We start from the raw sequence: 17,888 nt of genomic DNA on the forward strand, positions 1-17,888 counted from the left end.
CACCTGATTTAGAAAAATTGGTAGCTCTGGCTCGATTTTTTGGTATAAGTTTGGATGAATTAGTCTTTAACAAAACGACACCGATTAATATAGAAGTGCTCACTCTGCAACTTCAGCAGCTGAAATAATGGTCAATTTTTTGTATGATCTTGGGTGACTGATTTTCATCGTCTTGAGCATGATTTATTGGTCGGTGAAAAAAACACTTTGGTGAGGGAATATTTTCTTTTATTCCTTTTGTATTTGAGATAGAATTATTTCAGAAAATATACAAAGGAGTTTTCTATGACAAACCTCCAAAAACAAGTGCCCACAAAAATAATCGGCATTTATCTCGTGATTTTCTTTTTATGGTGGTCTTTTTATGAATTATCTGGCTTTCAATTATTTGCCACACCCTTCCCGCAAGCATTATCTGGTTCATTAATTAAATTTGCGACTTGGACTGTTCCAGCTTTTCTTTTGATGAAAAAATATCACGATTCTTTATATGTACCCTTTGATAAAATTTTTACAAATAAATTTCGTGTCGCACCTTATATTTTGATTACATTTTTGATGATTAGTTATATTATTTTGGGAGAATGGGTTGAACATGGCAGCTTGCAATTTAGCAATTCTTTTAATGCAACTGATTTAATTGGTGTCTTCTTATTTGTGGGAATTACCGAGGAGATGGTGTTTAGAGGTTGGTTGCTGAATGCGTTGTTATTAAAAACTACAACGATCCCTGCGGTTCTTATTTCTTCGGTCTTGTTTTTATGTATTCATTTTCCTATTTGGGTTAAAACAGGAAGTTTCATTCAAAATTTTGCTTCCGGTGGCTTCATTAATGTCTTGATATTGAGTATTATTTTTTCAGTTACATTTTTAAAAAGTAAAAATATTCTCGTCCCAATCGTCATTCACATGCTTTGGGATTTAGCACTTTTAATTTTTTAAATCTAATATTATTTCATCCCAAAAAAAATAGCCGACTAAGCTATTTTTTTACATTTCTACCTTTTTTTATTTGGTTTAATGACAGTCCAATCACAACAATAGCTACCATGGTGAACAGCCATCTTTCCAATATTTCACCAAAGTTAAATTGAATAGAACAAACTATACACTTTCAAGTACAGGTGAAGGTAAGAGTTACATTAGATTCTTTTTCATAAAAATTAAAATAAGCTTAACTACGGCTCTGCTCTTTATAATTCATCATCAGTTATCGATTGGTATCAAGAACTAAGGGAAATTATTAGAAAACAAAAAAAGCCCACTAAAAATAGTGGGCTTAACATTGTTAAATCAATGTTTAAAAATTATTTACTTAAAGATCCTTTAGCTTGGTCAGCTAGTGCTGTGAAAGCAGCTGCATCGTTAACTGCTAAATCAGCTAACATTTTGCGGTTGATTTCAATACCGGCAACTTTTAAGCCATGCATTAATTTTGAGTAGCTTAAGCCATTCATACGAGCTGCAGCGTTGATACGTGCAATCCATAATTTACGGAAGTCGCGTTTCTTTTGACGACGATCGCGATATGCGTAGTTGTATGAATTCATTACTTGTTCTTTAGCTGTTTTAAATAGAGTGTGTTTAGAACCGTAGTAACCTTTAGCTAATTTTAAAGTCTTTTTACGACGTTTACGAGTTACTGTTCCACCTTTAACACGTGCCATGTTGATTTCCTCCTAAATAGTTCATCTTGATTTTTAGTTTTACTTCATGCGAGCAAGTTGTTGGCGGATACGTTTGTAATCGCCTTTTGATACCATGCTTGCTTTACGTAATTGACGGCGTTGTTTTTTAGTTTTTCCGTGGAAACGGTGACTTGTAAACGCGCGGAAACGTTTCAAACCGCCTTTACCAGTACGTTTTACGCGTTTTGCTAAACCGCGGTGTGTTTTTTGTTTTGGCATGACTAATTTTCCTCCTCAAAATCTTTTCGTGACTTGCTAGTCTTTTTTCTCTTTCGGTGCCAGCACTAAGAACATGCTACGTCCATCCATCTTCGCTTTTTGCTCAACTGTCGCAATGTCAGTTGTTTCTTCAGCTAAGCGATCAAGAACTTTTTGACCAATATCTTTGTGGGTAATGGCGCGGCCTTTGAAACGGATCGAAGCTTTCACTTTGTCACCTTTTTCTAAGAACTTACGAGCATTACGAAGTTTTGTATTAAAATCATTAATATCGATTGTTGGACTTAAACGAACTTCTTTTGTGTTAATCACTTTTTGTTTCTTACGTGATTCACGGTCTTTTTTCTGTTGTTCGAAGCGGTACTTTCCGTAATCCATAATTCTTGCTACTGGTGGTTTTGCGCCAGGAGCGACTAGAACTACATCAAGATTTGCTTTTTCAGCAATTTGTAAAGCTTCAACTTTAGATTTTACACCTAATTGTTCGCCGTCTTGATCAATCAATCGTACTTCTCTTGCACGAATGCCGTCGTTTACCATCATATCCTTTGCTATGGTCATTCACCTCCGAATTTTTTTGAGAGAAAGCGAAAAAAAACGAGTTCTTTACGAACCCGCACATAGTCGTACTTACTCCTAAGAATAAGACTTCCTATCTAGCCCAGCGATGTTTTCGCGTAAGGCGAGAAGCGGGTGCTTCTGCTTTCATTTTCTCAACTTTTTCAATTATACAGGGTATTAACCTTTATGTCAAGACCTAAAAGACTTCTCTGTTTCTGCTATAATAAATTTATCCAATCGACTAAAGGAGCTCAACTATGTATCGTTTAATTACTTGTGACCTCGATGAAACTTTATTAAATAGCCAGCGACAAGTCTCTGAAAGAAATCGACAAGCCATTGCTGCTGCAAAAGAAAAAGGTGTCTATTTCGTCCCTACAACCGGTCGGGGTTATCGTTCTATTGAACCTACTCTAACTGAATTGCAAGCTTTAAACCAAAAGGAACATTACATGATCGGATTCAACGGTGGCATCATCATGGAAAATTATGGGGCCAAATTACTTGATTCAACGTCAATGGATTTTCAAATGATTCAAGCTTTATTTGAGATCGGCAAAGATTTAAATGTGGCTATCCATGTTAATACTTTTGAGATGTCGTATATTTATAATGCTAGTGAAATGCTGGACTTCTACAACAATAGTCCCCAGCACCATCTTTTAGCGGCACCTGATATTTCGAATTAAAAAAATCAAACCTGTTACAAGATAATTTTTCAAAATAGTGATGTTACTTATTTACGATCACTAGAAAAGCTTATTCCGGCAGATTTAAAAGCACAACTAGACATTAGTTATTCTTCAAATCGTTACATGGAATTTAATCCTCTTGGTGTAACCAAAGGAGCGGCGCTGAAAAAATTAGCGCAGCATTTAGACGTCCCTTTGGATCAAACCATTGCGATTGGTGACAATATCAATGATTTGAGTATGCTGGAAACTGCAGCCTTAGGTGTAGCAGTCGCTAACGCAGTTCCTGAAGTTAAAAAATTAGCAACATTTACTACCACGGCAGACCACAATCAAAGTGCGATTGCTGAAATGATTGAAAAATTTATTCTATAAAAAAACAGCACATTTTCGGAAAATGTAGTGACCCCCAAAACATTAGATTTTTGGTCTAAACTTTGGGGAATCGGTACATAATCGCCGAAAAACGTGCTGTTTTATTTAATTCTGCGCCACAATAAAATAATCAACCATGCTGACAACGCTAAGCTGATCACTAGTGAAATTATCCAACCAGCTTCTGAATTTTCAAACGGCAGCGGCATATTCATTCCGAAAAAACCACTTACAATAGTAGGAATCGTTAGTAGTAAAGACCAAATAGTCAATATTTTCATCGTGTCATTCAAATTATTGTTTAACAAATTATTGTAGGTTCCAGACAATTGATCTAAAATGTCACTAGCTAAGCGAGTCATTTCCACCGCTTGGCGCGCTTCGATTAATACATCATCTAACTCTTCTTTTTCTTGGGCATTGAAAGCTTGGTAAATCGTTTGGGCTTTGACTTGTTCTAATAAAACTGTATTTTGTCGGGTCGCAGTTACTAAATACACCAAACCAATTTCTAAGTCGGACATTTCTAACAAATTTTTGTTAGTGGTTTTTTGGCGTAATTTTTTATTTAGAGCCACTCTTTGATTGTTGACTTCATCGATTAATGGAAAGTAATTATCGGAAATCATAAACAAGCTATGAAATAACAAGCTGGCCGTAGTTTGCTGACTATCTTTTTTTAATAAATCCTCAATGATTTTTTCTACATAATCAGTTCGTTCATTAACAAAGGTAATAAAATAACTGTCTTTCATAATAAAAGACATCGGACTAGTCTCGTAATGATTATCAGTTTTTGTTAAATGTGGCACGTTGAAAACCACCAACAGCGCTTCATCTTCAGCGTCATACTCCACTCGCGCCCGTTCATTTTTATCCAATGAATAGTTCAACATCTCATTACTAATCGACAAAGCTTTTTTTAAATTTTCCACTTCATGGGCTTTAGTTGTATCGATATTGATCCAAGAACATTTTTCGGCATTAAATGTTTGTTTGACTTCCATCATTATTCTCCAACTTCTTGATTAATTTTCAATAGGGCATTTTTTAAACGTTTAGATTTACTAATAGCAAACAATAAATAACTGAAACTTGAGACAAAATAAATCTCCCAAGCATACCAAACAGCTTTTGTCCCAGTTAAGCTGAAAACATCAGCCAATTCATAAAAGAAACCACGATTGAATCCGTGAAAATAGATTGCTATAACTATTTGAAAAGCAAATGCTAGCAGCCAACCGATCAAATATGTTCGACCACTCTTACTATAAAGATTTTTCTGATACATCGGACTTTCTCTACCATCGATCACAAAAAAATATCTGTTTTCATTAACTATTCGCACCACTAAACTGCGACTTTGATAAAAGCCAATCATCAGACTTATTACCGCAATGCCTAAAAACGCACCTAAGTGAATAGTCGTAGTTAAGTGATTGAAAAATAAGTAAGCAGAAAACAATGGTAAGATGAAAAATTGCCAGCGGGAGACTTTTGATAGTCTTGTTTGTTCGCGAATAAAAAATAACATCATGATGACAATTAAAATTGTTTGACCCAAAATTTCCCACCCCTTTTCTCTTCATCATTAATTATACCAATTTCTATTAAAAAATTAATCAAATAAAGTTGGACTATAAATATTTTTTGATAAATAGCGGTCACCTGCATCTGGAAAAATAGTCACGATTTTACTGCCAGCCGGTAATTTTTTACTTTCTTCAATCGCGGCTGCCAGCGCTGCACCACTAGAGCTACCTACCAATAATCCATAATTTTGAGCTAACATTCTTGTATAAGTAAAACCCGTTAAATCGCTGATTGTATAAATTTCATTGACGGGAAGTTCTGCTAAAAATGGCGGCACAAATTCCACACCGATGCCTTCAATCTCATGACTGCCAGCTGGTCCACCATTTAGGATCGAGCCTTCTGGTTCTACCCCGATTAACCGGAGATTCATACTATTTTCTTGCAAAAATTTTCCCGTCCCAGCAAAACTACCACCGCTACCGATACCAGCTGCAAAACTAGTCAGCTCACCAGCCAATTCTGAAAAAATTTCTGGGCCTAGTGTTTGATAATATGCTGCCGGATTATCAAAATTTTCAAATTGTAGCGGGACATAACTATTTTTGATCTCTTTTGCTAATTCCTGTGCTTTAGCAATCGCACCAATAATGCCATCTTCTGTTTTTGTATGAACTATTTCTGCTCCTAAAGCAGTCATTAATTGTTGTTTTTCAAGGCTAAATTTTTCAGGGACCACCACCATGACCTTCAACCCCAATGGAATGGCGGCTAATGCTAAACCGATACCCGTATTTCCAGCAGTTGGTTCAATAATAGTCGTACCAGACTGAACTTTTCCAGCTTTCATTGCTGCTTTTAGTAAATATTCTCCCAAGCGGTCTTTGATACTACCGCCAGGATTCAAGTATTCTAATTTAGCATATATCTTCGTACCGTAATAGCCACCAAAATCTTCCGCAGCAAATTCAAACAGCGGTGTATTCCCAATTAATTGTTCTACTTGATTGACAATCATTTTATTCCTCCTTTATTAAACAAAAAGGGTGCTGACTTATCCATCAGCACCGCTAGTAAAAACTACCTTTTACTTCGAATGTGGGTAACAGACATGATAAATAACTATGCTACTTTGTGCGTACCATAGTCCAACAGACTGTAGTTAATAATTGCCTATTTGCCATGTTGCACCTCCACTCCTCGAATAAAAATTAGCATTTATCATTTTTAAAGTCAATGAAAGAAGCTGCACAATTTTTCTTTGAAATAGCTTTTAAAAGTTAAATATAATTCAAAAATATAATAGATTTTAATTAAAATGGTTTTCGTTTAGTGTTTTTTTTTTAAAGGATTATACTGGACTTGTTGTTAGAACTAAAGCTAGATTGGAGGTCGTAATGAAAAATTATTTTGATGTATTAGTTATTGGTAGTGGTATCGCAGGTCTAACTACTGCCAAAAGATTGCGAGAAAAAAACTTATCCGTAGCAATCATCGAATTTTATCAATGGGGTGGCACTACGCCAAATCACGGTAGTACCCCAAAGAAATATTTATTATCTGCCGTTGAAACCAAACAAGCTGTCGAAGGTCATTTAGGCAAGGGATTTGATACAGTCCCAGAAATTAATTGGCAACAACTAATGACGTTCAAAAACAAACAAATCGCAGACACCTCAAAGGTGATTCAACAAGATTTAGTAGAACGGGGAATCACCACCATCTATGGTGGCGCCAAGTTCAAGGATGCGACTACTGTAACCGTGGACGGTGTTGATTACCATGGTGAAAAAATCATTTTAGCTACAGGCGCTAGACCACGAGAGTTAGAGATTGAGGGTAAAGAATATCTACAGTACAGTTCTCATTTTCTAAATGCAGAAAGCCTTCCTTCTTCCATCACGATTATTGGTGCCGGTATTATCGCTTTTGCCATTACTAATATTGCCAGTGTTATTGGTGATCAAGTCCATGTGCTTCAGCATAATCATCGGGCTCTTGCAGCATTTGACCAAGAGCTGGTGGGTGATTTAATCAATCAACTAAGACAACGTGGTGTGGATTATCATTTCGACAATACGATTAAAAAAATTGAAAAGCTACAAGATGATTTATTTAAAGTAACTACCGAAGAAGGCTTAACTTTTGAAACCAATGTCATTTATTGTGTGGCTGGTCGGATACCTAATGTTGAAAATTTAGCATTAGAAAAAGCTGGTATCACCTATGGTCCTCACGGAGTCGCGGTCAATGAATATTTACAATCCACTAATCCAAATGTTTATGCCATTGGCGATTCCAATGATTCAACCGCACCAAAACTAACAAATTATGCAGAGTTTCAAGGCAATTATGTTGCTGATTTGATTCTTAATGAAAAAATACAACCGATCGAATATCCTATCGCCTCCATGTCGGTTTTTAGTAATCCAAAAATTGCTCAAACAGGCGTCTTTGTAAATGATGCTTTAAAGGAACCAGACATTTATTCAATTGAAGAAATCGATATGCATCAATGGTTAAACTATCATCGCAGTAATGAACCAATTGCCAAAGCAAAAATTGTGATCCGTAAGGCGGACCAACAAATTGTCGGTGTCACTAGTTTAAGCAATGAAGCCGATTTATTCATTAATTATTTTACCCTGTTATTAAAAATGAAAATGACCAAGCAGGAATTGCGGGAAACGATCTTAGCTTATCCTTCCTTAGCAAGCGATTTTTCTAAAATTTTCTAAAAAAAAGGAGTGTTTTACTATGAACAATGAAGAAAATGCACCACAACCAATTCGTAAATCAGATGGCAAAGGTTATTACAATCGTGGCCCACACGATACCATGCGTGACATTGAAGGACCAGATTTTTTAACTCCTCCAGCAACTGACCACGGTACTTTACCAAATATGCGCTTTAGCTACGATGATGTTCGTAACCGTCTAGAAGATGGTGGTTGGGCCAGAGAAATTACGAACCGTGAAATTCCAGCATCTGATCAAGTTGCCGGCGTTGATATGAACTTAGCACCTGGTGTTTATCGGGAAATGCATTGGCATAAAGAAGCTGAATGGGGTTTAATGCTTTACGGAAATGCCCGCGTAACTGCCATTGATGAAAATGGTAAATCTTTTATCGATGACGTAAAAGCTGGTGACATCTGGAACTTTGAAGCAGGTGTGGCTCACTCTATTCAAGGGCTAGATCAAGGAACTGAATTTTTACTGATCTTCAGCGAACCAGATTTTTCTGAAAATAATACGATGCTTATTACTGATTGGTTGGCTCATACTCCACCAGAAGTAGTAGCAGCAAACTTTAAAAAGAAAGTTTCTGAATTGGAAAGCTTACCTAAAAAAGAAAAATATATTTTCAAAGCCGAAGTACCAAAACCAATTGAAGAAGTTAAACGTCCTAACAACAATGGCGAAACACCACTACCATTGACTTTCCATATGGATTCATTAAAACCAATTGAATCTGAAGCTGGAAGAGTTTGGATTGTCGATTCAAAAGTTTTCCCAGCTGCTCAAACAATTTCAGCAGCCATTGTTGAAGTAGAACCTGGTGCAATGCGGGAATTACATTGGCATCCAAAAGGCGCTGAATGGCAATATTATATTCAAGGAGAAGCTCGGATGACCGTCTTCAATTCAAATGGATTAGCTAGAACTTATGACTATCGTGCTGGTGATGTTGGTTATGTCCCAACAGTTGCAGGACATTATGTTCAAAATACCGGAACTGAAAAATTAATCTTTGTAGAAGTCTTTAAAATTCCTGAGTACTCAGATATTTCTCTAAACAAATGGATAGCTACTACACCTTCACAAATCGTGGCTGATCATTTGAACTTAACCAAAGAGTTTGTCGAAAGCTTGCCACAAGAAGAAACACCAAGCCCAGTTATTTGGTTTGATCAAGATAAAATTAATCAAGAGGTCAAAAAACATACCAGCAACAATCCTTTCGAATCAGAAGATAGCAACGGCTTAAACGCCAAAGACGTCTTTTAAAAAAAGTGGCTCATTTTGTTACGCTGGCTTTAGTAACTAAGGTCAGCGTAAATATTTTTGACAAAGAAAGGACATCAACAAAATGAATAACGATATACACAATAACGAACCTTACATGTCTTTCCCTATTATTGCATTCTTACTTGCGGTAGCAGCTGGTGGTATGGATGGCTATACGTACTTTATTGGAAAAGTCTTTAGTACTGTTCAATCTGGGAACATTATCTTATTAGGACAAACATTAGCAACTAAAAACTGGTCGCATTTCTTTACAGTTGCAGCAACTATTCTAGCTTTTGGAATTGGCGCAGCGATTACAGCAGTTATCCAAAGAGAAGATTCCAAAGACTGGTCTTTTAAAGTTTTAATTATTGAAATTATTATCTTATTTTTACTATCATTAAATATCACAACAAGCAATTTATCGACTATGACAATTTGTATAATCATTTCCTTCATATCTGGTATGCAAGGCAATGCGTTCCATAAATTTGGTCAAGACTTAGTTTATGGTAATGTTGCCGTGACATTAGTTGTTCAAAATGCTTTTAGCTATCTTATGAAGGGCTTCTTTAAACAAGCTGGGGCCTTCCAAAAATCAGCTTTATATTCTCTAATTTTATTAGGGTTCGGTTTTGGTGGTTGGCTAGGTACATTATTAACCTCTAATTTTGGTAATAAAGCTTTGTGGTTCCCGATTATTATCTTTGCGCTCATTTACCTTGAAGGTAAGCATTTAGAAAAGAAAAGTAATGACAAACTAAAATTAAATCCAGCTGCATAATAATTCAAACAAAAAGTCGTTGAAATTCTAAAATGAATTTCAACGACTTTTTTATGCTTCTTTTGCCCACTCAGCACTTTCAATTTCGGCTAATTTTTGATCAATCATTTTTAAAACCATTTTTTCGGCTTCTTTACTTTCGACAAAATTAAGGGCATCACCATCAATTTGAATTTTTGGACTTTCATTGTAATTATCAAACCATTGGTCATAACGTTTATTTAATTCTTGGTAGTAATCATATAAAGTCGGGTCAAAACTTAATTGTTCATATTCCCGTCCCCGTTTTTCAATGCGGTCTAACATTGTTTCAAAGGAAACTTTGATATGAACCATCAAATCAGGATGCTTTTTGTAGGCAGCAAAAGGCAATTCTTCCATCATATTTTTCAATAGCTCATCATACACTTTTACTTCCGTATCTGTTGCTCGACCAAGATCGGCATTTAGATGGAATAATAAAGAATCTTCGTAAATCGAACGATCCAAAACATTATGATCTGCTTGCATCGCTTTTTTTATCATATCAAATCGTTTATTTAAAAAGTAAATTTGTAACAAAAAGGCATATTGTTCAGGATTGGCATAAAATAATGGCAAGACTTCATTATCATCGACTGATTCGTAAAATGCATCTGTCCCTAAATGTTTTGAAACCATTTCCGTTAAGCTTGATTTCCCTGCACCAATCGTTCCAGCTAATACTATCACACTCATGAACCTCCAACTCGTTTCATACAAAATATAGTGTCTCTTCTTTCAACTTATCTAATATACCCCCAACATTTAGTGGTGTCAATTTTTAACAATCAATAAAATTGTTACAATATTTTAAGGAAATGTTTAAAAAATTTTTCAGTTTACTACTTCTATAAGAAGCTTTCATTTACTTGTTCGCAAACTATGAGTAAAATAGGATAGATTGCATTTATTGAGAGGACTTCTCAACATAAATAATTGGTAAGCAGCTTTGCCAATTTTCTAGGAGAATGATTATGAAAAAAAATGGTCACGGCTATGCCAGTGGAAAAATAATTTTAATGGGTGAGCATTCAGTCGTTTATGGGGAACCAGCCATTGCTTTACCTTTTAGTGGGACTGGTATTCAAACTACTATCTCTTTTCATCCCGTAAACGAGTCTTGGATTGAGTCCAGCTTTTTTACCGGACCAATCGGTCAAGCACCTGACAGCATGAACAGTGTCAAAGTGCTTATTTGGCAAATGATCAAACAATTTAAAATCCAACAACCTTTTTATTTAAAAATAGATAGCACTGTACCAGCAGAACGTGGGATGGGCTCAAGTGCCGCTGTGGCAGTATCAATTACCCGGGCATTTTTCGATTTGTTAGACATCCCGGCAACACAAGCAAATGTCTTATATTTTGTTAATCAAGCTGAAAAAATTGCTCATGGTAATCCTAGTGGGATCGACGCTACCACTATCAGCGGCGTATCACCTATTCTTTATCAAAAAAGAATCGGGATCGAACCATTTGAGTTAAACATGGATGCTTATTTAGTTGTAGCCGATACTGGTATCAAAGGACAAACCCGTAAAGCTGTCAAAGATGTTGCAACTTTAATGGAAAAAATGCCTAAAAAAATCGGCACGCATATTCATAAACTAGGTTCACTAACTAAACAAGCCCGACAAGCCATTTTAACTAATTCTCCAGAACGTTTAGGAGATTATATGAATCAAGCACAGCATGTTTTAACAACTTTAGGAACAAGTAATCAAGCCTTAGACCATTTGATTGAAACGGCATTGACCCATGGTGCATTAGGAGCAAAATTAACTGGCGGCGGTCGCGGTGGCTGTATGATCGCGCTGGCGCAAGATGAGGTAAGTGCCCATCGTTTACAAGAAACATTACTTTCTGCCGGTGCCAATAATACTTGGGTAGAAGGATTAGGAGCCTATGCCCATGTCTAGTGGAACAGCTCGCGCTTATACGAATATTGCCCTGATAAAATATTGGGGGAAAAAAGATCAAGCTTTGGTCCTGCCAATGAATAATAGTCTATCGCTAACATTAGATGCTTTTTACACTGAAACAACGGTGACTTTTTCAGATGATTTCCCAGCTGATCAGTTTTATTTAGATGAAAAGTTACAAGATCAAAAAGCAACCGCAAAGATCAGTAATTTTTTAGATGTTTTACGAGATAAACACCAAGTAAAACAGTTTGCAACAATCAAAAGTCAAAACTTCGTACCTACAGCTGCTGGCTTAGCTTCTTCTGCTAGTGGCTTGGCTGCTTTAGCTGGCGCTACCAGTGCAGCTTTAAATTTAAATTTGTCTAGCCAAGAATTGTCTCGACTAGCAAGACGCGGATCTGGTTCAGCCAGTCGCAGTATTTATGGCGGTTTTGCTGAATGGCTGCAAGGCACAGATGATCAAACTTCTTATGCTGTTCCGATTGCCTCTGATCATTGGGAGAATGAATTAACAATGCTTTTTATGATTGTTGACGACCAAGAAAAAGCCGTTTCTAGTCGTGATGGCATGCAAAGAACAGTTGAAACTTCAGCCTTTTATCAAGGTTGGTTGGATTCAGTCCCTCATGATTTAGCCAAAGCTAAAAAAGCCATCCATGAAAAAGATTTTACCGCCCTCGGTGAAGTGACCGAAGCCAGTTCTTTAAAAATGCATGGCACTACTTTAGCAGCAAATCCACCTTTTACTTATTGGTCATCTGAAAGTTTGCGCATCATGCAATTTGTCCAACAGTTAAGAGCTGAAGGCTTTGCTTGTTATTCAACCATGGATGCTGGACCAAATGTAAAAATTTTACTGGAGAGAAAAAATGAAGAACAATTAATCGCGACCTTAAAAGAAAAATTTCCAGAAAAACAATTAGTTGTCGCCCATGCAGGGCCAGGAATTGAAATTTTAACGAAAGAAGACGTGAACCCATGATTGAAGTTTCTGCACCAGGAAAACTTTACATAGCTGGTGAATATGCTGTAGTGGAACCAGGTCACCCGGCGATTATTGTAGCAATCGATCAATTTATCACTGTTACAATTGAGGCCGCTAAAAAAAGTGGTTCTATTCAATCTGCCCAATATAGTGATATGCCGATTCGTTGGACTCGTCGTAAAGGCGAACTAGTTTTAGATATTCGAGACAATCCCTTCCATTATATTTTAGCGGCGATTCACTTTACCGAAAAATATGCCCTAGAAAAAGGCAAAGAACTAGCCTTCTTTGATTTGAAAGTGATTAGCGAGTTGGATAATTCCAATGGACGAAAATATGGTCTAGGATCTAGTGGTGCCGTGACAGTTTCCACTGTTAAAGCCTTAGATGCATTTTATGATTTACAATTATCTAACTTAGAATTATTCAAGTTAGCCACATTGGCTCACTTAAACGTTCAAGGAAATGGTTCCTGTGGTGATATTGCCGCTAGCGTTTATGGTGGTTGGTTAGCCTTCTCAACCTTTGATCATGATTGGGTCTTAGAACGTTTGAAACAGCAAAAAATTACGGATCTAATTGCCAGCGACTGGCCTTGCTTGCGGATCGAGCCGTTAGAAGCACCGGAAGATTTGCGCTTATTGATTGGTTGGACTGGCTCTCCTGCTTCAACTTCTGACTTGGTCGATCAAGTTCATCAGTCCCGGGAAGAAAAAGAAAATGCCTATCAACAATTTCTAAAAGACAGCAACGCTTGTGTGACTGCCATGATTGAAAACTTCCAACAAGGTGATATCGAAGCTGTTCAAGAAAAAATTCGGGAAAACCGAAGATTATTAGCCCAATTAACTACGATTAGTAACGTTGTGATCGAAACAGAAGAACTGAAAAAGCTCTGCGACTTAGCTGAAAAATATCATGGTGCAGCTAAATCTTCTGGTGCTGGCGGCGGTGATTGCGGCATCGTGATTGTCGATAAAAAAGCCGGTATTTTACCCTTAATGAGTGCTTGGGAAAAAGCTGGCATCACACCGTTACCGTTACATGTCTATCATTTAGGAGAATAAGATGAATCGAAAAGACCAACACGTATCCTTAGCGAAAGCTTTTTACCACACAAAAACAAATAATGATTTTGACGCAGTCTCTTTTGTTCACCAATCATTGGTTTCAGCTAAATTGGAAAATGTTGATCTTTCGACTGAATTTTCTGGCTTCCATTTAGACTTTCCTTTTTACATTAATGCTATGACCGGTGGTAGTCCAAAAACCAAAGAGATCAATCAAAATTTGGCTATTATTGCTAGAGAAACCGGCTTAATGATGGCGACTGGCTCAGCTTCTGCTGCTTTAAGAGATCCAGCCGTAGCTGATTCCTACTCGGTGGTCCGCAAAGAAAACCCTGATGGACTCTTACTAACCAATGTTGGTGCAGGTCGAAATGCCCAAGATGCTGAAAAAGTCATCGACATGATGCAAGCAGACGGTCTACAAGTCCATCTAAATGTGCCACAAGAAATTGTCATGCCGGAGGGTGATTGGGATTTTAGTGATTGGCAAGACAATCTAAAAGAAATTCTTACCACTATCAAAAAACCAATTATTATTAAAGAAGTTGGTTTTGGTATGACCCGTGAAACGATTCAGCAATTATTAGCCTTAGGTGCTAAAAATATTGACGTCTCTGGCAATGGTGGTACCAGTTTTACACAGATTGAAAACACCCGCCGCAAAAAAAGAGAATTTGATTATTTAGACAATTGGGGACAATCCACTGTGATCTCCCTACTAGAAGCCAAAAGTTTTTCTCACGATGGACATATTCTAGCATCTGGCGGCATTCGCAATGCCTTTGACATCTTTAAAGCTCTGACCCTTGGCGCCCAATCTGTCGGTATCTCAGCGACATTTTTAGACAAATTAATGTCAAAAGGGGTCGATGAAACCATCGCCATGATCGAAAGTTGGAAAAATGAGTTGAAACACTTATATGTCTTAACCAACTGTGAAAAAACAGCTGATTTAATTAAAAGTCCAGTGATTATTTCCGGTCAGCCAAGAGAATGGGCCGAGCTGCGAGGAATTGATTTAAAACAATACGCGCAACGCTAAAGTCAACGAACCTATTTCGTTGACTTTTTTTGTAATCAAATTGATTGACCCCGAACTAAAACCAAGCTAAGATAACAGCCAAAGAACAGAAAAGACTAATTATTTAATAGTCATTTTCCCTGTTATATCAGCTTTTTTTTGCTGATTTTTAGTTTAGTTAGGAGTTTATTATGGAAACAAAAAAATGGCGGCTATTACCAGCCGTGATCGCCACTGCAATTATGAGTTCTGTCGGGGTGTTAATCGAAACTTCAATGAATGTCACCTTTCCCACCTTGATGCGTTTATTCCAGATTAACACAACAACTGTACAATGGATTACCACCAGTAACTTGTTAGCTCTCGCCATTACTGTACCTGTTTCTGCCTTTTTAATGAGAAACTTTGCGGTGAAGAAATTATTTATTACGGCGAATTTACTCTTTTTATTAGGGGTCATTACTTGTTTTCTTGCTCCTAGTTTTGGTGTTTTAGTACTAGGACGGATCTTCCAAGGAACTGGAACTGGGATCGCCATGCCTTTGATGTATCACATTGTGTTAACGAAAGCACCTAAAAACAAACGTGGCACACTGATTGGACTAGCCACCATGACAACATCGTTAGCTCCAGCAGTTGGACCAACTTACGGCGGTATAATTGCAACTAGTTTTGGCTGGCGTATGATTTTTCTTTTGTTGATTCCATTAGTTATTCTTTCCTTTGTTTTAGGCTATTATGCGATGTCGATGGAAAAAGTCAGCAAGCACGAAAAATTCAATTTAAAAAGTTTCCTAGGTTTAGCTGTTGGTTTGGCCAGTCTCTTGATTGCCATCCAACGAGTTTCACTGCTCTGGTTGATATTAGCGATTGCCAGCTTACTAACCTTCTATTATTTTAACCGTCAGAATCATCTACTGGATTTATCGATTTTTAAAAATAAGAAATTTTTCTATTTCATGTATGGATCGTTGGCTTTTCAAGCGGCTTCATTGGGTATTTCATTTATCTTTCCTAACTTTTTACAATTAGGTTTGCAGCAAACTGCTACAGAAGCTGGTCTATTTATGTTTCCTGGTGCGATTACAGTAGCGGTCGTTGCACCGATTGCTGGAATATTACTGGACAAAATTGGTCCATTTAAACCAATTGCCAGTGGCTTTTTCTTATCTTCATTAGCCCTATTTCTGCTCATCTTTTTGATCGGTCAAAATAATATCCCATTATTTCTAAGTTTAACGATTCTTTATATGGTAGGACTTGGTTTGGCTGTCAGCAATGTCATGGCCTTAGCACTAACACAATTAGACGACTACCAACAAGATGACGGCAATAGTATTTTAAATACTTTACAACAATTTTCCGGTGCAGTATCCACCACCGTGGTCGCTCATCTATTTATTGCTGTACCAAAAAACATTGCTACGCCAGAGGTATTTGGGAGTAGAAACGGCTTTATTCTACTCTTTATTGTCCTCGCACTAGGTTTTCTATTTTTTGTACAAACCTATCGAAAAAACACGTCTCCTCTTTTATAAGTAGAGACGTGTTTTCGTTAAAGCCGTATTTATTTCCCGAAAAATCCAACACCTTCAGAGCGCCATCCCTCACGAATCAAATGCGCATTCTCCGCTAGACTCAAAGTATAGTGATGGGATCCTGCATCTCGTGCATTTGGATTGAACAAGCGATGGATGGGAATCTCAGTATTCTCTGCAGCGTAAAAAGCAATCCCTTCTTTATTCCAACCTGCTTGTCCCACCGAATCATATTCGGCTCTATCTAAAGTGTAAAAATGTTCCCCAGAATTCGGGTTGTAAAGACGATAAGCTGCAATGCCTGTTGTTTCCCCACCATACCAACCGATGCCTTCGTCTTGCCAACCTAGATTAATCAGACCTTGTGCTTCTGGTCGACTCAGCGTGTATAGATGTTCCCCATCATTTTTATTATATACTCGATAAAGTGGCAGACGGTCTGGATCACTGGGATTCGGATCTGGGTCTGGATTTGTCGTTGGATTTACCGTCAAACTTCCTGAAACATATTCGACTGTGTAATTATTTCCACCATCCACCGTTATACTTTCCAAAGTTAAGCCGGCATCATCATTTACCGAAAAAATTTCTTGTGTATTTTCAGCGTTTCGACTAATAATAGTACTGCCATTCTGGGATTTTAGTAAAACATGACTCGTACTTTTCGATACGACAATCGGATTATCTAAAGTAATCGTATCCCAAAAAATAATCTCCACAAGATCACTTTCAGTCCCACCTGTCGCATTGGCGATTGCCATAACTAATTCAGCTGCTATCGTGATAGGATCCGTCACTTGCCGAACGGCTTTGTCCATCATAAGAGCTATCGGTTGGTAAAGATACTATGAGTTTATTTTTGGTTAATGTGACAGGCTTACGTTTCCACTGGGCAAATAGTTCGATAGTTGCGCCATCAGATACTCCATCGGCAGAAAAAAGTCCATTCATTGGATAAATTTTCCCATCAGTATCTTTCCAGCTACTCAAAGTGTAGCCAGCTTTTTCAAAATTCCCAGAAAGTTGTAATTCTTCATCAAAATCTTTCGTATTTTCTTGTAACTCTGTCTTATTACCATCGCTATAACGAATCACAGTATAATTTCGTTTGCGCCAATCCTTCACTTTAAATGTCGCACTTTTAGTGAAGATCGTTGTGCCAAATACCATTTCTTTATCGCCATCACCCTTGTTATATGTCCATCCTGTTGGCACATAATTACCATTATTGGTAACTAGTTTTGGATCTGCTAGTCCCTCACTTCCATTGATGATAATAGCTTCCACAGGGTCAAAATCCTACTCTCCTTGATTTACATCAAAAGTAATTTTTACTGGGTTATCTAGCACTTGATACGTCACTGTTGGTGTCTCAGATGTTAGCCCATTATGATAAGTGGTTAAAGCAGTATCATAATCAAATATTTCAGTATCATTGATCCATCTTTGTGTACCGTCTGGTGTC

18 protein-coding genes, 1 pseudogene and 1 other annotated feature are annotated in these 17,888 nt (G+C 37.3%); of the genes and pseudogenes, 10 read left to right on the forward strand and 9 right to left on the reverse strand.

Annotation, left to right across the window (positions count from 1 at the left end; genetic code table 11):
• Positions 1-285 precede the first annotated feature (285 nt).
• On the forward strand, positions 286-942 hold the full coding sequence (locus ACVWNY_RS10925) for a CPBP family intramembrane glutamic endopeptidase (RefSeq protein WP_218326386.1): 657 nt from the start codon (positions 286-288) through the stop codon (positions 940-942).
• A 365-nt stretch (positions 943-1,307) separates the two neighbouring features.
• Here ACVWNY_RS10925 and rplT read toward each other — a convergent pair whose 3' ends face one another.
• Genes rplT through infC form a run of 3 tightly spaced genes read right to left on the reverse strand, consistent with a single transcriptional unit; the run spans position 1,308 to position 2,468 of the window.
• Positions 1,308-1,667 (reverse strand): 50S ribosomal protein L20, encoded by a 360-nt coding sequence (rplT, locus tag ACVWNY_RS10930; protein WP_218326387.1) that lies wholly within the window; start codon positions 1,665-1,667, stop codon positions 1,308-1,310.
• Positions 1,668-1,706: 39 nt separating this feature from the next.
• A complete protein-coding gene (gene rpmI, locus ACVWNY_RS10935) occupies positions 1,707-1,907 on the reverse strand; it encodes a 50S ribosomal protein L35 (RefSeq protein WP_010747119.1) in 201 nt (66 codons plus the stop codon).
• A 36-nt stretch (positions 1,908-1,943) separates the two neighbouring features.
• The gene (gene infC / locus ACVWNY_RS10940) at positions 1,944-2,468 is read right to left on the reverse strand and encodes a translation initiation factor IF-3 (protein ID WP_218326388.1); all 525 of its coding nucleotides are present in this window, start codon (positions 2,466-2,468) and stop codon (positions 1,944-1,946) included.
• Positions 2,469-2,490: 22 nt separating this feature from the next.
• Positions 2,491-2,618, reverse strand: a sequence feature (ribosomal protein L20 leader region).
• A 107-nt stretch (positions 2,619-2,725) separates the two neighbouring features.
• Here infC and ACVWNY_RS10945 point away from each other — a divergent pair.
• Positions 2,726-3,535: pseudogene (locus tag ACVWNY_RS10945) on the forward strand (Cof-type HAD-IIB family hydrolase).
• Positions 3,536-3,636: 101 nt separating this feature from the next.
• Here ACVWNY_RS10945 and ACVWNY_RS10950 read toward each other — a convergent pair.
• The 3 genes from ACVWNY_RS10950 to ACVWNY_RS10960 are packed head-to-tail and all read right to left on the reverse strand — an operon-like array spanning position 3,637 to position 6,086.
• A complete protein-coding gene (locus ACVWNY_RS10950; protein WP_454071371.1) occupies positions 3,637-4,542 on the reverse strand; it encodes a magnesium transporter CorA family protein in 906 nt (301 codons plus the stop codon).
• A 2-nt stretch (positions 4,543-4,544) separates the two neighbouring features.
• Positions 4,545-5,099: a hypothetical protein gene (locus ACVWNY_RS10955; RefSeq protein WP_218326391.1), complete on the reverse strand. Its 555-nt coding sequence runs from the start codon at positions 5,097-5,099 to the stop codon at positions 4,545-4,547.
• 54 nt (positions 5,100-5,153) lie between these two features.
• A complete protein-coding gene (locus tag ACVWNY_RS10960) occupies positions 5,154-6,086 on the reverse strand; it encodes a PLP-dependent cysteine synthase family protein (RefSeq protein ID WP_454071372.1) in 933 nt (310 codons plus the stop codon).
• Positions 6,087-6,465: 379 nt separating this feature from the next.
• On the opposite strand from ACVWNY_RS10960, the gene ACVWNY_RS10965 reads away from it, so the two are divergent.
• From ACVWNY_RS10965 to ACVWNY_RS10975, 3 genes are all read left to right on the forward strand, one after another.
• Positions 6,466-7,806: an FAD-dependent oxidoreductase gene (locus ACVWNY_RS10965; RefSeq protein WP_454071373.1), complete on the forward strand. Its 1,341-nt coding sequence runs from the start codon at positions 6,466-6,468 to the stop codon at positions 7,804-7,806.
• A gap of 19 nt (positions 7,807-7,825) precedes the next feature.
• The gene (locus tag ACVWNY_RS10970; protein ID WP_218326395.1) at positions 7,826-9,079 is read left to right on the forward strand and encodes a cupin domain-containing protein; all 1,254 of its coding nucleotides are present in this window, start codon (positions 7,826-7,828) and stop codon (positions 9,077-9,079) included.
• 82 nt (positions 9,080-9,161) lie between these two features.
• Positions 9,162-9,863: a YoaK family protein gene (locus tag ACVWNY_RS10975; protein ID WP_218326397.1), complete on the forward strand. Its 702-nt coding sequence runs from the start codon at positions 9,162-9,164 to the stop codon at positions 9,861-9,863.
• A gap of 51 nt (positions 9,864-9,914) precedes the next feature.
• On the opposite strand, the gene ACVWNY_RS10980 is transcribed toward ACVWNY_RS10975, so the two are convergent.
• Positions 9,915-10,580 (reverse strand): deoxynucleoside kinase, encoded by a 666-nt coding sequence (locus ACVWNY_RS10980; protein WP_218326399.1) that lies wholly within the window; start codon positions 10,578-10,580, stop codon positions 9,915-9,917.
• A 278-nt stretch (positions 10,581-10,858) separates the two neighbouring features.
• Here ACVWNY_RS10980 and mvk point away from each other — a divergent pair, with 278 nt between their 5' ends.
• The 5 genes from mvk (at position 10,859) to ACVWNY_RS11005 (ending at position 16,423) form a co-directional block, all read left to right on the forward strand.
• The gene (gene mvk / locus ACVWNY_RS10985; protein ID WP_218326400.1) at positions 10,859-11,803 is read left to right on the forward strand and encodes a mevalonate kinase; all 945 of its coding nucleotides are present in this window, start codon (positions 10,859-10,861) and stop codon (positions 11,801-11,803) included.
• Entirely contained in the window at positions 11,796-12,791 is a 996-nt protein-coding gene (gene mvaD, locus ACVWNY_RS10990) for a diphosphomevalonate decarboxylase (protein WP_218326401.1), read from the forward strand. Before mvk ends, mvaD begins: the two co-directional genes overlap by 8 nt.
• Complete coding sequence (locus ACVWNY_RS10995; RefSeq protein WP_454071374.1) at positions 12,788-13,861, forward strand: phosphomevalonate kinase; 1,074 nt, start codon at positions 12,788-12,790, stop codon at positions 13,859-13,861. The genes mvaD and ACVWNY_RS10995 overlap by 4 nt, the downstream gene beginning before the upstream one ends.
• 1 nt (position 13,862) lies before the next feature.
• Positions 13,863-14,906 (forward strand): type 2 isopentenyl-diphosphate Delta-isomerase, encoded by a 1,044-nt coding sequence (gene fni, locus ACVWNY_RS11000; RefSeq protein ID WP_218326403.1) that lies wholly within the window; start codon positions 13,863-13,865, stop codon positions 14,904-14,906.
• Between the two features lie 170 nt (positions 14,907-15,076).
• Positions 15,077-16,423 carry an MFS transporter gene (locus tag ACVWNY_RS11005; RefSeq protein WP_218326404.1) on the forward strand — a complete coding sequence of 449 codons (1,347 nt, stop codon included), beginning with the start codon at positions 15,077-15,079 and terminating at the stop codon, positions 16,421-16,423.
• A gap of 29 nt (positions 16,424-16,452) precedes the next feature.
• On the opposite strand, the gene ACVWNY_RS11010 is transcribed toward ACVWNY_RS11005, so the two are convergent.
• On the reverse strand, positions 16,453-17,241 hold the full coding sequence (locus ACVWNY_RS11010) for a hypothetical protein (protein ID WP_218326405.1): 789 nt from the start codon (positions 17,239-17,241) through the stop codon (positions 16,453-16,455).
• On the reverse strand, positions 17,192-17,710 hold the full coding sequence (locus ACVWNY_RS11015) for a hypothetical protein (RefSeq protein ID WP_218326407.1): 519 nt from the start codon (positions 17,708-17,710) through the stop codon (positions 17,192-17,194). The genes ACVWNY_RS11010 and ACVWNY_RS11015 overlap by 50 nt, the downstream gene beginning before the upstream one ends.
• Between the last annotated feature and the right edge of the window lie 178 nt (positions 17,711-17,888).

This window comes from Enterococcus sp. JNUCC 77 (assembly GCF_054819945.1).